Here is a 16012-nt window from a genome sequence, read left to right on the forward strand (position 1 = left end):
ATGCTGACCATGCATATTTACAGTTACTGTACCGGTACAAACTCCGAAAACATATTTGTATCAGAATACAAATAAGAGGCACCATAACGGATGCCTCTTTCGAAATACACTTTATATCATTTACTTCAATGAGCTTAACTTTTCAATTGCTTGTTGTTCAGTTGCTAAATAAAAAATATCATTACCTTTATTACATTCAAAAATAAAGTCTTTTAAGCTTTTACTAGTGTACATAGAGAAATCTCCAACGATAGCAATCTTTACTCTGTAATTTATAAACTTTTGAAGAATATCACCCGCAAGACGTGTTTTTAAGTCAAAGAAACTTTCACTTATTAAAGATTTGTGGATAATAATACGCTTTGAATCTACTTCATATTGAACTGTTGCCAAAAGATCTAATGCAGATTGAACATCAGATATTACTAACGTATCGTTTCTTACGACAGCAATATTTATTCCGCCGGTTACTATTTTCTCTAATTCCATAGTCTCACTCCTCTATAATTTACACATCATGTAGTAAACATGCTTTGCAGCTCTTCATATTGATCATGGCTCAAAATTCCCTCTATACCATTTAGCCCTTACTTGAGTGATACGTATTACATCATGAAAATGGATTCTTTTATCTTAACTACAAATATAAATATAGTTTTATACTTCTCATACGGTCAATGAAATTAAGGATAATCTATCTTTTAAATATTTTTGAAAATTCATCTCTCCAAATTGTTTTTACTTGTTATAAAAATATTGTGGAGTGACATAACTTAACAAACTATCCAAGGTATTAATCTCGGCATATGGTTTTATTTCGGTAGTATTCGTGATCATATGAGGGTTAAACCATATACCCTTTATATTTATATTTTGACAACCAGCAATATCCTTTTCTAAGTCATCTCCAACAAATAGTACATCTTCTGGTTGTACATTTAGCTTCTTTAATGCTAATTCAAATATGCGTTTGTCAGGTTTACTAAATCCCGTTTCTTCAGAAATAATGATTGTATCAAAATGACGATTCAAATTCGTGTTAATTATTTTAGCTTTTTGTCTCTGAGTTGATCCATTTGTTATAATTCCAACTTTAACATGCAACTTTATAGTATTTATAATATTAATAGTACTTTGGTTTATAGAAAAACATTTAGGAAAATTATTATTCCAAAAATCTTGAATACTATTGCGTGGTAATCTATATTTCGATGGGAATTCATTAAAAAATGATTCCAAAACCATTACTTTATCACTGTGACCATAGCTTTTTTTATCATATTCTTTGAATTTCTGTAACATAATGTTTTTTACTGCATGTTGCTTAACATCCTCATAAAACTTCTCTAAAATAATGGAGAACAATTTATCTACTGCCATATCCCTATCAAGTAACGTATCATCTAAATCAAATAGCATTGCTTTATAACCCCTCAAATCATTTCACAACCTTTCTCACATTATATAAATACCCCCACTTTAAACTTTTGGTTTAGCCGGAGAATTGTTATGTAGGTGATTAACGATTAAACAGAAACTAGATAAAAAAACTCCAAAGTTTGTGGTACGCGCTCTACGCTCTACTATTTCGGTGGCTTTTTTATTGAAATTCATTTTCTATTTCCCCTTCTGGTAAAGAAGCGAAAATATATTTTCATACAATTTAAGAAATTACATGTATTTCACATTATTATACATTAGTTTTTTGTAAATATTAATCGCTCATCTTTTTATACGATGAGTATTTTTTTAAGCATACAATTATTTATCCGTAAAAAAGTTATGTGGCTATTAATACTTATTAGTTGATAACACACAATCTTGAACGTAGAGCTAACAAGATATACGTCCTATTCATCTCCACATAAACTCCAGATAGTAAGGCTATAATGACTACCAGAGGTGATATTATGAAAAACTATCATATTCTCGTGGTAGAAGACGATCAAGAAATTCAGGAATTAATTAAACAATTTTTAATGACACAACAGTATACAGTTGTAGTTGCATCAGATGGATTAGAGGGTATGACACAATTTAATAAGCAATCCTTTGATTTAATTCTTCTAGATGTAATGATGCCCAATCTTAATGGATTTGAAGTATCCAAGATGATTCGAAGTCAGTCAAACGTACCAATTATTATGCTAACTGCATTGGAAGAAGAGGAAGATCAAATGAAAGGTTTCGATCTTGGAATCGATGATTATATAACAAAACCCTTTTCGTTTCATGTTTTGATTAGACGAGTCGAAGCTGTACTTAGAAGAAGTTATGATAAAAATGTAAATAATCATTTGGTATTTAAAGAAGTACGTATCGATGTTGATGCATATAGAGTATATGTAAATGACGTTGAAATTTTATTAACGACAAAAGAGTTTGAAATTCTACAACTACTATTTCAAAATGAGAGAAAAGTACTCACAAGAGAAAATATCGTAGAAAAAGTTTGGGGGTACGATTATTTTGGAGAAACACGAATAATTGATACACATATTAAAAACCTACGTAAAAAGTTAGCTATCCCTTATATTAAAACAATAAAGGGTATTGGTTATAAAATTGATGAATAGTATTGTGAAAATCATGAAGATGAAGCAAATTACTTATAAACTCTTTATGACTACCTCTCTCATTTTGTTATCCTTTGCAGTATTGATTTATTTAACTTTATACTTCTTTCTCCCTACGTTTTATGAGCAATACAAAACAGATCAACTTCAAACAGGGATAAAAGAAATCATTGATAAATCTAAAGATCTTACGTTTCAAGATGCGATACCACTTTTTGATGAATATGCAAAAAAAAATAATGCGATGCTTTATCTTCAAAATAATGAGGGAATAATTAAATACTCTCCTTCATTTTCTTTTACTCAAAATGGTTCGCAAACAACAGTAGTTACTAGAGCCACACGGTTCGAGAATGCAGGTACCCTTAGCAATTCATATAACGTTACGAAACCAATTCAATTCCAAGATGGTAGTTTAACGCTTATAGTCTTTGCTACATTTCAACCAATTGATGAAGCTTCACAGGTTTTAGTACGCTTTCTCCCCTATATTAGTATCATTGTACTCATAATTGGTGTAGGGAGTGCTTATTTCTATTCCAGGTTTATTACAAAACCACTTATTTATATTAATGAGGGTGCACAAAAGATGGCAAATTTAGATTTCTCCGAAAAAATTGAGGTTCGCTCTACAGATGAGTTAGGAGAATTATCTAATAGTTTGAATGACATGTCTATTAACTTACAACAAGCTATGTTTGATTTAAAAAAAGCAAATCAACAATTAAAAAATGATATTGAAAAAGAACGAGAAATAGAAACAAAACGCAGAGAGTTTTTTGCGATTGTAGCACATGAATTAAAGACCCCTCTAACTGTAATGAAAGGATACTTAGAAGGGATGATATACAATATTGGCCCTTATCAAAATCGTGATCAATATTTAAAGAAAAATCATCAAATTATTGAAAGTATGGAACAATTAGTCCGTGAAATTTTAAGCATGTCGAAATTAGAACAACACACCTTTAAACTAAAAGTAGAAGAAGTTAATCTTTCGAAGTTAATAGATACAATCACAAAAGATCTCGAATTTTTTGCTTCTCAAAAAAGCATCCAAATAATAAAAGAAATTGATTCTGATCTTTCTGTTTATACAGATCGTGTTCTTTTTGAAAAAGCATGTAAAAATATTATCCATAATGCGGTTATGTATTCACCACATAATGAAAAAGTCTATATAAAGTTAAGTGAGGATTCTAAACAAGGTCAAATCAAAATGCAAATTATGAATACAGGTGTCAATATTAAAGAAGAGGATATACAACAAATTTTCAAACCATTTTATCGAATTGAAAAATCAAGGAATCGAAATACTGGAGGAAGTGGTTTGGGGCTATATATTGTTAAACAAATTCTTGAAACGCTAGATATAAAATATTCTATAAAAAATATGGAACATAGTGTACAATTTTGCATGAACATTCCATTATCTAAACAAAAAACAAACAAACTCCCCTCTTAGTAGGACGAGTTTGTTTGTTTTTTGTAGTTTTAGTATTGATATTTTTCGAGTTACTTTTTAAGCAATATTGGGATTAGCTTTTTTACCAATCCACATACCTAAGCCCACCATGCCAAGCCAACAGCAAATTGCTAACATAAACATCAATCGTTGTACGGATAACCCTTCAATCTGCATTTGACCCTTCCCAACAATTGTTTGGAAAAGTTGCGACCATTCGACATCGTAAAACACCCCTACTCCCACAATCACAATCAATATAAAAAATTGTAAAAATATATTCCCCATATTTCTCCATGTTGTGTAAATGAGTAAAGAAAGCTCTCTATGTGTAGCATTCACCATATATACTTTCATATTATTTTGAGAAGAAATACTATTAATGGCATAGCTTCCAAATGTAACGCTAAGGACTATAAATATTGGAGAATAAAACCCGAATATCATGATTAAAGTACTTACTAAAAACAAATGGATTGGATTAACTTTCTTAGCAGCTTTGATATCTAAAAATATGGACATCAAAATCCCTAATAGGTATGGTCCAACTACAATGAAAATACAGGTTAACATGTTATAGAAAGTAAAACTATAAAAAATACCCATCAAAAATAAATATCCATTTCCTAATCCAAGTAAAAATGATTCTGCCTTTAAGCGGATTGGTAAAGAAGATGAAAGTTTATGAAAGAACTTTCCTTTCAACAAACTCAAAAACATGAAACAAATAAGCGCTATAGAAAGTAGAAAAAAATAAAAAATATATTGTTCATTATTTATGTTACGACTTGTTCGAATCAAAAGAATAAGCATTGAGACAAAAAGAAACTTTCCTACAACCGATACGATGGAGATAGGTAAAAGCCCTTTGGCTAACTCTGTTCTCGGCATTTTTTTTATAGCAAAAAGGATACTGATTAAACAAATCCCATATATGCATGTTATCAGCGGCGGCGATAAAAAACTAATCGCTAACAAAACGATTATTAGTAAAAGAAAAACGATACCAATAATAATCGCTTGTTGATTTTTATTATAAACCTTTCCCCCGCCTTCCACATGTAGAAACAATAAAGTACTCGTCATGGTAGAAATTGTACTAACTGCAAAACCAGAAACTAACGCACTTATTTCTAGCCATCTTGAACTCCATCCAAAGAAAGTAACACTAAGTAATGATACTATCAGAATAGAAACAGTCCAATATAAGGAGCGGTGAATCCCAGCCTTATTCACAATAGGTATCCAGATAAACACACCCGTCATATAAGTTGTATAAAACAGGATTGATGGCCAGTATCCCTCAAAGCCTTTCGAAATCTGTAATCCATAAACAATGTAAATAAGCATGGGTGTAAAGATAGTCGTTATTAGTAGACTAAATGTAGTTATACTTTGCACCACAAGTCTTTTTTGCTTTGTCGTATGTATCGTATAACACCTCACTTAAAATGAAATCAGTAGTTGTTATTACTTATTCTGTCCGGAACGAGGTTGTTATATATGCGCAATCCAATTGAAATTCCCATTACGAGGTAAACTCAATCTAAATCCACATTAAATTAAGTGGCGTGCAAAAAAGATGGATTTTGTGATTCTTATAAATAAAATTAATGGATATATTCAAAACCTTAATCATAAATGGAACAAATGTGTTACTTAGATTGTCTATTACGTATAAAAAAGGTGCTTTTGGTAGTTCTCTCATTTTGTAATGCAAGAAACACAAGATGAGTGCTATCCTGTGCATTTGTTAATTGTATAGGTATGTAAAATACCTATACAAAATCCATATATTCTTGAAAGAGGTTGAAAATGTATGATAGTTTCAAAGAAGTTTTTTCACATTTCGCATTATAAAAAGATGTTACCTGTAGTATTACTTTCATGTGTAACGCTTATAGGCTGTTCCAATAGTAATATTCAATCCGCACCACCGAAACAAACCAAACAAGAAAATACAAGTAATCATTCTTTTGTAAAGCTGGAAAAAGAATATGATGCTAAACTTGGTATTTATGCATTAGACACAGGTACGAATCAAACCGTTACTTATCGTTCAGATGAACGGTTTGCATACGCATCTACCCACAAAGCCCTTGCTGTTGGAGCACTGTTACAAAAGAAATCAATAGAAAATTTAGATCAAAGAATTAAGTATACTAGCAAAGATCTTGTGAATTACAATCCAATTACTGAAAAATATGTAGATACAGGTATGACTCTGAAAGAGCTTGCGGATGCTTCCCTTCGATATAGCGATAATACTGCACAAAATCTTATTCTTAAGCAATTAGGTGGGCCAAGTGAATTCAAAAAATCACTGAGAGAAATAGGAGATACTGTCACAAATCCTGAACGTTTTGAACCAGAATTAAACGAAGTGCAGCCAGGAGACACTCGTGATACTAGTACCCCAAAGGCATTAGCTACTAGTCTTCAAGCATACGCGCTAGGCGATATACTTTCAGTTGAGAAACGGAACTTTTTAATAGATTTGATGAAAAGAAATACTACGGGGGACAACTTAATTCGTGCTGGAGTTCCAGGAGAATGGGAAGTAGCCGATAAGACCGGCTCTGGGTCTTATGGAACAAGGAATGATATTGCAATCATTTGGCCACCAAATAAAAAGCCAATTATTCTTGCGATACTTTCTAATCATGCGAAAGAAGATGCGAAATACGATGATAAACTTATTGCAAATGCAACTAAAATAGTGTTAGACGCTTTAAAAGTAACAAATAAATCATAGTAATGAATTTAAGCTGCTCCTACTTTACGGCACATTTAGTTTTAAAGACTAGTACTTATCTAAACGCTAAGAAGTGTAAGCGTATTTTCAGACAACGAAGGAGGTAAAAGCCTCCTTCTGCTCCTAATCGAACTCTCATCCCATTCCGCCACCACATCGTAGTGGTCTTTCGCGTTCGAATCTCCTATTTAGAGTTAATATTTTACGTTTCCTTTCATCTTCAACCATTCTAATGCTCAATCATATTACGCATATTTTTAGATTTTCCATTTGTAGCTATATTAATCGAGACATTTAAATCTAATTCTTTATTTTGAAGGGGTATCCCCCCCTCTTTTTTATATTGTTTCCACAATTTAGAATTCTGCCGATATAAGGAATGTGATAACTGATACGTGTCAATCCCTCTTTCGATTCCTTTTCGGTACGTTTTTTTAATTTCTTTTTCAACTTGGTCCTCTGCAATTTTTTTAATATCATTTACAGGCATAGAATTTATTAATTGAAAAATATCAGCATCGAAATGGATGTTCATAAGCATACGTAACTTTCCATTTTTAATAAAATGCTTTGTATCTATCTTTGGATTTTTTAATACTATATGTCCAATGATTTTCTTGTTAAATTTTAATAGTAATGGAGCTCGTTTGGTATTTTCATCCGTCCATCGAACCCCAGCAATATCATGGCTGTTTAAATGATTTATATAGGATTTATCGTTTATAAAACCATAACCACTAAATTTTAACATTGGAAATGATGTATGTCCTTTTTTCCAATATGTTTTAGTCGTAGCTAAGAATGGAATGCGAGTTGTCATCCCAGGTTCATAATAATTTCTTTGGAATTTATATAAAGGTAAAGGATCTATTATTGTATATTGCTTGGTTATCTCTTTTGGTAAATTAATGATTGTATATAATTGAGAAATATTTAATATATTATTGTTCGCTAATATATTTTCTAAAGGCTCCTTAGTTCCAAATATCCACATAGTATCTCGAAATTGAAAAAACCGAGAAAAAAAATCATTAAATTGATTTAAGTCACCATGTTTTAGAAATCTCTCTGTTACAACAATTGTTTTGAGATGCTCCCATGAGATTTCTTGTTGAGCACCCTTATAAAAATCAAATGCTGCCTCATCTAAAATGGGGCCTTTTCCCTTTCCGATATAGGCCTGGCTGTAATTACGGGTAGTGCTCCCTTCTTGTTTAGCTATGTTAGAAAAATTAATAAATTGCGGACGGATGATATAGTTATTATCTTTAAAATCGATACCTAGACTATTTATATACAAAACGTGATGCAACTCTCTTTGATCCCAACACCCTGTTAGAAACGTACACATCATAAAAAGAAATATAACTATTCTTTTATTTTTCTTCATCGGTACTCTCTCTTTTCCTTGTATTATCTTGCGTATGCAATTCTTTAGGTCTTTTTTTCATATACGTGAAAGGAAGTCTAAATGTGGCTGCTAGCATACTTTTAAACACAGGGGGTGAATATGGTGTAAAGAATGGAACTCCAAAAGAGCGTAAATTTACTACATGTATCACCATCACAAGGACACAAAAGATAAATCCTACTATGCCTAATAAAGAAGATACTAAGAATACTACATACCGCAATATACTTATTATTCCTGTTACTGACTGATTAGTTAAAGCAAATGTCGAAACAACCGAGATTGCTATTATAATGACCATAGATGCTGAAACAATTCCTGCACTAATAGCAGCTTGTCCAATAATTAATCCCCCTACAACAGATAATGTTTGACCGAATACGGCAGGAACACGCAATCCTGCTTGTCTCAAAATTTCAAATAAGGTCATCATAATTATCCCCTCTAAAGGAGCTGGAAAAGGAATCCCTTCTCTTGATAAGCTTAATGTAGCTAGCAACGTATAGGGAATCTGATCTGGATGATATGTAATTAGTGCTATCCAAATTCCTGGAAGAAATATAGAAATTGCTATCCCCAAAAGACTTACAAGTCGTACAAAGCTACCGAATATGTAGAAAAGATCTTGATCTTCAGATGTATTCACAAAAAAAGGAAATGTAACTGGTGCAATTGTCGCTGTTGGTGACCCTTCAACCAGTAAAATAAAACGCCCATATAGCAAACAATTCACAGTATAATCAGGGCGCCCTGTATATTCGACTAAAGGAAATACACTAAATTGATTGTTTGTGATTAACTCTTCAATTTGTGCACTTGAAACAACCCCGTCTATTTTAATTTGTCTTAATTTTAATCGAACTTGATTAATGATATCTTGGGATGCGACATCTTTTAAATACAGGAGTGCTATTTTAGTTTGTGTTCTTTCTCCAATAATAAATTCTTCATAACTAAGAGAACTCGTTTTTAGTCTTTTTCTAATTAATCCTATATTTGTGTTTAACTCTTCAACAAATCCATCACGTCCACCACGAATGGTCATCTCTGTATTTGTTTGTTCAACCGATCTGGTAGGTATTTGGGCAATATCAACTATATATCCATGTTTAGATTCTTCAAAAATAATAAGGAGGTTACCTTCAAATATAATCTGAGAGATAGTTTCATTCGAATTTACCATATCTAATTTCTTTACTGATAACTGGGGAATTAATGTTGAGAGGTTAAACTCTTCTATTGAATTACTTAAAAGCTCTTTGCAAACATGGGATGATGTGGCTTGTTTTAATTTTGTATTGTCAATTAAGTTTTGACAATACATAAACAATACTGAATTCCTTTTTTCTTTCTCATCCAATTCACGCTTTATTACTTTTACATCGTTGCATCCTTCAAACCACTCTAGTATTATCTTCTCATTTATTTCTACTTGTTTGTTCATCTACGTTGTCTCCTTCAAACTCAGCAACCTTATATAAAATACATCCCCATACTCTTTTAAGAGCTTTTCTTAAATTTAGCAACCCATACAAACACTATTAGTAAGATAGAAAACAAAAATAGCCCTAAAGCTGAAACTGGTAAAATAATTTGAGATACAAACCAATAGAAACTAGAGTCACTGATGGGTAGTATACTTATTAATAAAATACATGAAAGTATTGCAAACATAATCCCATTTCTCGTTTTTCGATTTGTAATTGATAACAAATCTGGTATAAGAAAAACAACAAGTGATAGACGAATAAAGATCCCTACAAGCCACTGATACACGGAGAGAAAGTCTAAATTTTCAATGTACCTTCCTATTGACACAAGTCTCCATTCTTCAAATGCTGGATATCGTTGGTTTGCTGCTACGAAAGGTCCAAATTCTATAATAGCTGCCATAACTGGGCCTATTGTGATACCGATAATAACCATTCCCAAAGCGATCAGTTGATATAATTTGACTTTTGAACAAATGTGATGCTGTAAGAAAAGAATAAAAATCAACTCTAAAAATCCTGCTGCAGGATAAACCATTCCCTTAAATACTGGCTTCATTCCATTTTCTATCATTGGCTGAAGTAAAGAATAATCTTTATGCGGAACATTTGCAAACATTACAAAAAAACCAAGTAGGAATACAATAGGTAACAAAACACCTGTTGTAAGTGCAATAGATTGAATTCCTCTTGTAGCATTATAGAGACAAATCATTGAAAAAAGTATTCCTAATACAAAATGAGGTGTTTCTGGTAAATAAAAGGAGAAAAAGGTTAATGTTTCTTTTAGTGCAACGACACCAATTGTTATTAAATAAATCACAACTATGAATATGATTGGATATACACTGAGTTTCCCAAAATTATTTTTTAACCACGAAAACAAGTGTTCATTTTTTATGTTTCTATATATGATGAATATTAATGAAATCCAAATCAAGTATATAATGCTTACTAATATGATAGAGATCCACGAATCTCTACCTGAGGTATCTAATAACATAGGAATCATAATGACATGATTAATTATCCCAATACTACCAATGAGTATCATAGAAACTTGAAATAAAGTAATTGTTTGCTTAGTCATACATACCACCATATTTTGTAATGAATAAATATTACATAGTATAACTGATACATTGCATCTTTATTCCAAATGGTTAGTGCTTAGAGCCATGGACAATTAAACGCTCTTATTTATAAAATCTATCACATGAGATGTAAGCTAGTTCATTTTTTCAAATAAATAATTAAACGGGACAGTATTTAGATCATACACCTAAATACTGTCCCGTTTTTTATATGCAATTCTTCAATGATATAGTAAACCGATCATAACAAAAAGAACCTGTAGAATATACTACAAGTTCTTTTCTAAAAATTGTTAAAAAGGGAATAACAAACTATCTTAACATTCAATACAGGGAGACCATTTTAATTATGGCTTGGTTATATTGTATATCAAATATAAATATTTGAAGAAACTGATTTCGAAAATTATGTGAATTAAAAAACTAGGGTGATATTAAATTTCGTTTACTACCAACTTCTTCTTACATAAATAGACTGCACGGTCTGATTTTTTAGCAACTTCCTGTGAGTGCGTCACAACAATAATACATTTATTTTCTTTATGTGCAAGTTCTTGAAACAGTTCTATTATATCCATTGCCGTTTCTTCGTCGAGGTTTCCTGTCGGCTCATCCGCAATCAGTAAATCAACATTACAAGATAACGCTCGAGCGATTGCTACACGCTGCTGTTGCCCGCCACTTAGTTGCAGAACATTTCGTTTCGCTTCTACTTCTGTAAGTCCTACTTTCTCTAATAATTCTAACGCCCTTGCCGTTTTATTTTGCACTTTAACACCTGTAATTTCCATTGCTGTTAAGACATTTTGAAGAGCAGTCATATAGGTAATCAAATTATAAGATTGGAAAATTACCGATACATTTTGATTACGGTACCGATCCAAACCAATTTTCCGAATATCCTTTCCATTAAATAGTACATAACCATTTTTAGGTATATCTAGCCCACAACCTAAGCTAAGCGTAGTGGTTTTACCAGATCCGGATGGTCCTAGAATCGTGTAGAAATGTCCTTTTTGAAAAGAAAAGTTAACATTTTCTAGTATCGCTACTTTTTTTCCGTTACTTTCATAATAATAATCTAAGTTTTTAAATTGTAAAATCGTCTCCATATCGAGCCTCCTTATTCATCTTTTAAAAGAATTTGTTTTGGATTCAGGCGTAGAATAGATAATGCTGGAAGAAGCGTTGCTAATATAGCAATAGCTAGTCCAATCCCCCCCATTTTCCCTACATCTTCTCCAGTTACACTTACATTAATTTTATCAATTGGATCCTCTTTTTGATTTTGTACAGTTCCACCAGGTCCAGCTACCATTACAGTTCCATTTTGTGGTGTGTTTGTTTCTTCTCCTGCTGTAGCAATTTCACTCGAAAGTAAATTATTCCCTATGAATTGAGAAATTTTCGCTCCTGTTGTTATGGATAATCCAAATGCTAAAATAGCGATACATACTACTTCTACTACGAACTGCGCCATCAGTTTCCACTTTTTCTCTCCAATGGACAATAGAATCCCCATTTCCTTACGACGTGCTTTAATCGATAACATAATGATTAACCCTAAAATAATCGCACCTGCAATTGATACAATATAAATAATCATTTGAGAAGTAGATGAGATATTTTCGATAGGCCCAATCATTTGTTTGTACAACGAATCATGTGCATCTAATTTATAATAATTAAAATCAATATCAGATTTTTTTGCTTCTTCTTTAAATGCTTCAATGTTTTGTGGATCTTTCAAGAAATACACGACTTGAATGCTACTTATACCTTGATCTATTTCTAATTTTTTCATAGTTGAATGCGGCATATATAGTTTATTAGCTGGATCCATTATAGGAGGAGCTTGTTGCCCCATTGCTTGCTCATTCGTTTCATAAATACCGATAATTTCAACCTCCAGGGTTTCCTTCTTATCCCCTGATTGCACTTTAACTTTGTCTCCTACTTTCAAGTTGTTTAATTCCGCTAATCGTTTTTCCATTAAAGCTACATTCTGATCTTTCATCTGTTCTGTAATTGGTTTCCCATCAATGATTTTACTTTTTCCATTCTTAAAGCTTTCTTGTAATGCAGTTTTGCGAACTCCCTCAATCATAAAAGAAGAATTCATATCTATTTCTGTACCGGAGCCTGAACCGCCTCGTACAGCCGCCATTCCCGCCTTACCTTTTCCTTCTTCTTCTCCTTCTGAAGCCCCTACTAGTTTAAGTCCGTCAGAAATTCCGAGAGTGCTAGTTATGTAATTATAGTCTTTTACATACTTTGACTTCGCTAATTGATCTGCTTCTTTTGTATTAAGCTTCGGTGGATTAGGCATCTCTCCAGTTTCCCTAGCTTGTTGACCTAATTTGTCAAAATCAAGACTTAAAGTAACATCTGCACCGAGTTTTTTTCTTGCTGCATCAGCAGCTTTTTTTGATGCATTTTGGATTGTGAATCCTGCCAACACTAAATTTGTAACAATTAGGAAAACTGCCATCAAAATTAATGATGTTCCTACTCTTTTTTTCATACTGAGAATTGCTCGTTTCATAAAGTTCATTTTTTCTTACCTCCTTGATAACTTGTATTTTATATAGGTTATCTAGAGTCTATATGGAGCTAATCGGTAGTTTATCTAGAGATATAAGGAGTTTATGTGTAGTTATTCATTGACCTGGTCAAGAAAGACCGGAACACATATTCAAAAACGTAATCGTTTTTGAATATTGGCAAGGAAGTTATGGCTTTAGATAGCATTGAATGAGAGCATACAAATCCATGCTTATTACGTAATTTCTATACAACAAATAAAAACCACCCTATTTGGATGGTTATATGTGTGCTTGTTAAATATGAAAATTCATTAAAGAATATGGAGGTTTATTGAAGTTGGTCGGATTCTCTAATAATAATATTGTTTTAAAAAGCCTAACTTATAATTTTATAAGTTAGGCTTTTATGCTATCTATAAGAAAAAGTTATAGAGACTCATAATATTTTATAATTTAACCTTTTGTATTTAAACAAGTAAAATAAAAGTAACAAGTGCATACATTAAGGAGGTTTTTTGATAGTGACAGAAACTATAACATTTAGGATTGCAACGGCAGATGATTTAGATGAAATTGTAAAAATGCTTGCTGATGATGTTTTAGGAAATAAAAGAGAGCGCTATGAAACACCACTCCCTGATAGTTATATAAGAGCATTTCATGCTATTGATTGTGATCCAAATAACGAGTTGATTGTAGCGTGTGATGGGATGGAGATTGTCGGTATTCAACAAATTACATTTACGCCTTACATTGTACGTCAAGGGGGGTGGAGAGCTACAATTGAGGGTGTACGGACAGCCTCATCAAAACGTGGTAAAGGTATAGGAAGTAAACTTATTAAATGGGCTATTCAACGTGCTAAATTACGGGGATTTCATTTAGTACAGTTAACAACAGATAAAGAACGACAAGAAGCTTTACACTTTTATAAGAAATTAGGTTTTAAAGATTCTCATGAAGGATTAAAACTCTTTCTCTAATGAATATAGCTATTCATATACCAAAAAGACGTATATTGTAAGGTTAATTAACTATAGGCTTCGAAAATTATGGTAACTATCACTGTATTAAATATACAAATTGACACATTGTCTTTCATATAAATTACGTCACTTCAAAAGGTGTACCTTTTGATACGAAAATAAGCAAGTTAATGTTCTCTTTTATGAATGAGAATATTAACTTGCTTTTTAGGTTTTTGTAAAAGATATTTATAGTTTTATTTTATTGATAGCTTTATAATATAATATACAAATTCCCCACCTGTTTTATAATTCAAGCATCTACTATTAGGAAAAGAGAATATTTTACAATTAATTTACAGCATAAATTTTGTCCATCTTTTAGACGATATGTATTTTGGAGGAGGTTAATTTGATTTTTTCAAAACTCATTGATCGATACGCCTTGTATGATTTGCACAAAAAAAGAAGTGTAAAGTTTCAGTATACTTCTCTTTCTAACACCTCACTATATATAAAGGACATAGAATTTTTTTATAAAGTAAAACCATCTCATATTCATTTTAACATTAAGCATTTAAAACAAGAAAAGGAATACATGGTTGGACAATTCAAATATAAAAGCTCGGTTCAATCTGGTGATTCACGCAACGATTCTGTCACTGGGGAATTATTTTTACATAAAAATGAAGATGCACCTCATGTCATCTTTGTTCATGGTTGGAGAATGGATTCTAACGAACGTGTAAAAAAAATATTCCACGACCATATGACCAACTTGAAGTGGAATATGTATTATTTCACTTTACCATATCATTTTGACAGAAAACCGAACCAATCCCTATATAGTGGAGAGTACATGGTAAGTGCCAATGTTGAACGAACTGTAGAAGCAACTAAACAAGCGGTAGCTGATTTACGAACTTTGATCAAATGGATTAAAGCAAATAAAAATGGTCCCTTGATTTTAATAGGAATCAGTTTAGGTGGAGTTATTACTAACTTAACATCTCTTGTTGAACCAGAAATTGATGTGTTAGCATCCATTTTCTACGCGAATCGACTCTCTTATTCAATTTGGAAGACAAATCCAGGTAAATTTATTAGAGAAGACTTGGAACATCATGGTGTTACGTATGATGATTTAATAGCTTATTGGAAAATCACTGAACCGAGTCAAGCATTACCAAAAGTAAAAAAAGAAAATATTTTATTAATTTCAGGCAAGCATGATCTTTATGTACATTCTGAGGATACGGACTATTTGTGGGAATCCTGGGAAAGACCTACGCGATATATTTATACATGTGGGCATGCCGGGATTGTCCTTAAACGTAAAAAAATTGCAACTGATACTATCAATTTTATTCAGAATCGATTGAACTCCCAAAACTTCCCCAAAGACATACCTTAAAGTGAGGGATTACTAAGCATAGAATCTTATACTTGTAATCTTTCATTTTATACCAAGTTCATTTCATATGGAAAAGGGTTACTCATCATTTTCACCAGGGGCTTATTTTTATGAAAAGAAATTATTGTTGTTTACCCTTTATATGCAATATTACATATAAAAATCTTTAATTGTTCTGTTATAATTTTAAGAGTAAATTATTCATCCATTAATTTACACCATCCATATCTACAGTTATGGAAACCCTAATTACACATAAAAAAGAGAAGAACCTTGGTGAGTTCTTCTCTTTTTGT

The 16012-nt window shown here is 31.9% G+C and carries 13 protein-coding genes; 5 read left to right on the top strand and 8 right to left on the bottom strand.

Annotated elements, in window-relative coordinates:
- Nucleotides 1-120: 120 nt before the first annotated feature.
- Together ABH955_RS05350 and ABH955_RS05355 are read right to left on the bottom strand one after the other, a co-directional pair.
- A complete protein-coding gene (locus ABH955_RS05350; RefSeq protein ID WP_002110118.1) occupies nt 121-489 on the bottom strand; it encodes a DUF4180 domain-containing protein in 369 nt (122 codons plus the stop codon).
- A 249-nt stretch (nt 490-738) separates the two neighbouring features.
- Nucleotides 739-1419 (bottom strand): HAD family hydrolase, encoded by a 681-nt coding sequence (locus ABH955_RS05355; protein ID WP_404490937.1) that lies wholly within the window; start codon nt 1417-1419, stop codon nt 739-741.
- A 491-nt stretch (nt 1420-1910) separates the two neighbouring features.
- Between ABH955_RS05355 and ABH955_RS05360 the strand changes: the two genes are divergently transcribed.
- Nucleotides 1911-2576: a response regulator transcription factor gene (locus tag ABH955_RS05360; RefSeq protein ID WP_000800741.1), complete on the top strand. Its 666-nt coding sequence runs from the start codon at nt 1911-1913 to the stop codon at nt 2574-2576.
- The gene (locus ABH955_RS05365; protein ID WP_002189716.1) at nt 2569-4041 is read left to right on the top strand and encodes a sensor histidine kinase; all 1473 of its coding nucleotides are present in this window, start codon (nt 2569-2571) and stop codon (nt 4039-4041) included. The genes ABH955_RS05360 and ABH955_RS05365 overlap by 8 nt, the downstream gene beginning before the upstream one ends.
- Nucleotides 4042-4098: 57 nt before the next feature.
- Here ABH955_RS05365 and ABH955_RS05370 read toward each other — a convergent pair whose 3' ends face one another.
- A complete protein-coding gene (locus ABH955_RS05370; protein WP_002168309.1) occupies nt 4099-5391 on the bottom strand; it encodes a hypothetical protein in 1293 nt (430 codons plus the stop codon).
- Nucleotides 5392-5860: 469 nt separating this feature from the next.
- Here ABH955_RS05370 and bla point away from each other — a divergent pair, with 469 nt between their 5' ends.
- Entirely contained in the window at nt 5861-6796 is a 936-nt protein-coding gene (gene bla / locus ABH955_RS05375) for a class A beta-lactamase (protein WP_404447804.1), read from the top strand.
- Nucleotides 6797-7025: 229 nt separating this feature from the next.
- On the opposite strand, the gene gerXC is transcribed toward bla, so the two are convergent.
- The 5 genes from gerXC to ABH955_RS05400 form a co-directional block, all read right to left on the bottom strand.
- Nucleotides 7026-8186, bottom strand: coding sequence for a spore germination protein GerXC (gene gerXC / locus ABH955_RS05380; RefSeq protein ID WP_000739710.1), 1161 nt, complete (start codon nt 8184-8186; stop codon nt 7026-7028).
- The gene (gerXA, locus tag ABH955_RS05385) at nt 8173-9651 is read right to left on the bottom strand and encodes a spore germination protein GerXA (protein WP_404453782.1); all 1479 of its coding nucleotides are present in this window, start codon (nt 9649-9651) and stop codon (nt 8173-8175) included. The genes gerXC and gerXA overlap by 14 nt, the downstream gene beginning before the upstream one ends.
- Nucleotides 9652-9707: 56 nt before the next feature.
- The gene (gene gerXB / locus ABH955_RS05390; protein ID WP_404447811.1) at nt 9708-10787 is read right to left on the bottom strand and encodes a spore germination protein GerXB; all 1080 of its coding nucleotides are present in this window, start codon (nt 10785-10787) and stop codon (nt 9708-9710) included.
- A 438-nt stretch (nt 10788-11225) separates the two neighbouring features.
- Nucleotides 11226-11903 carry an ABC transporter ATP-binding protein gene (locus ABH955_RS05395; protein WP_404447814.1) on the bottom strand — a complete coding sequence of 226 codons (678 nt, stop codon included), beginning with the start codon at nt 11901-11903 and terminating at the stop codon, nt 11226-11228.
- 11 nt (nt 11904-11914) lie between these two features.
- The gene (locus ABH955_RS05400; protein ID WP_002085363.1) at nt 11915-13345 is read right to left on the bottom strand and encodes an ABC transporter permease; all 1431 of its coding nucleotides are present in this window, start codon (nt 13343-13345) and stop codon (nt 11915-11917) included.
- A 513-nt stretch (nt 13346-13858) separates the two neighbouring features.
- On the opposite strand from ABH955_RS05400, the gene ABH955_RS05405 reads away from it, so the two are divergent.
- The gene (locus ABH955_RS05405) at nt 13859-14320 is read left to right on the top strand and encodes a GNAT family N-acetyltransferase (protein ID WP_404490938.1); all 462 of its coding nucleotides are present in this window, start codon (nt 13859-13861) and stop codon (nt 14318-14320) included.
- Nucleotides 14321-14714: 394 nt separating this feature from the next.
- Nucleotides 14715-15716 (top strand): alpha/beta hydrolase, encoded by a 1002-nt coding sequence (locus tag ABH955_RS05410; RefSeq protein WP_002085366.1) that lies wholly within the window; start codon nt 14715-14717, stop codon nt 15714-15716.
- Nucleotides 15717-16012 lie beyond the last annotated feature (296 nt).

The sequence above is a fragment of the Bacillus sp. RC240 genome (genome assembly GCF_044907945.1).
GTDB lineage: Bacteria > Bacillota > Bacilli > Bacillales > Bacillaceae_G > Bacillus_A > Bacillus_A mycoides.

Bases quoted from the DNA above. Each gene is read 5' to 3' on its own strand.
- ABH955_RS05350 (WP_002110118.1), bottom strand. From the start codon at position 489: ATGGAATTAGAGAAAATAGTAACCGGCGGAATAAATATTGCTGTCGTA.
- ABH955_RS05355 (WP_404490937.1), bottom strand. From the start codon at position 1,419: ATGCTATTTGATTTAGATGATACGTTACTTGATAGGGATATGGCAGTA.
- ABH955_RS05360 (WP_000800741.1), top strand. From the start codon at position 1,911: ATGAAAAACTATCATATTCTCGTGGTAGAAGACGATCAAGAAATTCAG.
- ABH955_RS05365 (WP_002189716.1), top strand. From the start codon at position 2,569: ATGAATAGTATTGTGAAAATCATGAAGATGAAGCAAATTACTTATAAA.
- ABH955_RS05370 (WP_002168309.1), bottom strand. From the start codon at position 5,391: ATGCTTATTTACATTGTTTATGGATTACAGATTTCGAAAGGCTTTGAG.
- bla (WP_404447804.1), top strand. From the start codon at position 5,861: ATGATAGTTTCAAAGAAGTTTTTTCACATTTCGCATTATAAAAAGATG.
- gerXC (WP_000739710.1), bottom strand. From the start codon at position 8,186: ATGAAGAAAAATAAAAGAATAGTTATATTTCTTTTTATGATGTGTACG.
- gerXA (WP_404453782.1), bottom strand. From the start codon at position 9,651: ATGAACAAACAAGTAGAAATAAATGAGAAGATAATACTAGAGTGGTTT.
- gerXB (WP_404447811.1), bottom strand. From the start codon at position 10,787: ATGACTAAGCAAACAATTACTTTATTTCAAGTTTCTATGATACTCATT.
- ABH955_RS05395 (WP_404447814.1), bottom strand. From the start codon at position 11,903: ATGGAGACGATTTTACAATTTAAAAACTTAGATTATTATTATGAAAGT.
- ABH955_RS05400 (WP_002085363.1), bottom strand. From the start codon at position 13,345: ATGAACTTTATGAAACGAGCAATTCTCAGTATGAAAAAAAGAGTAGGA.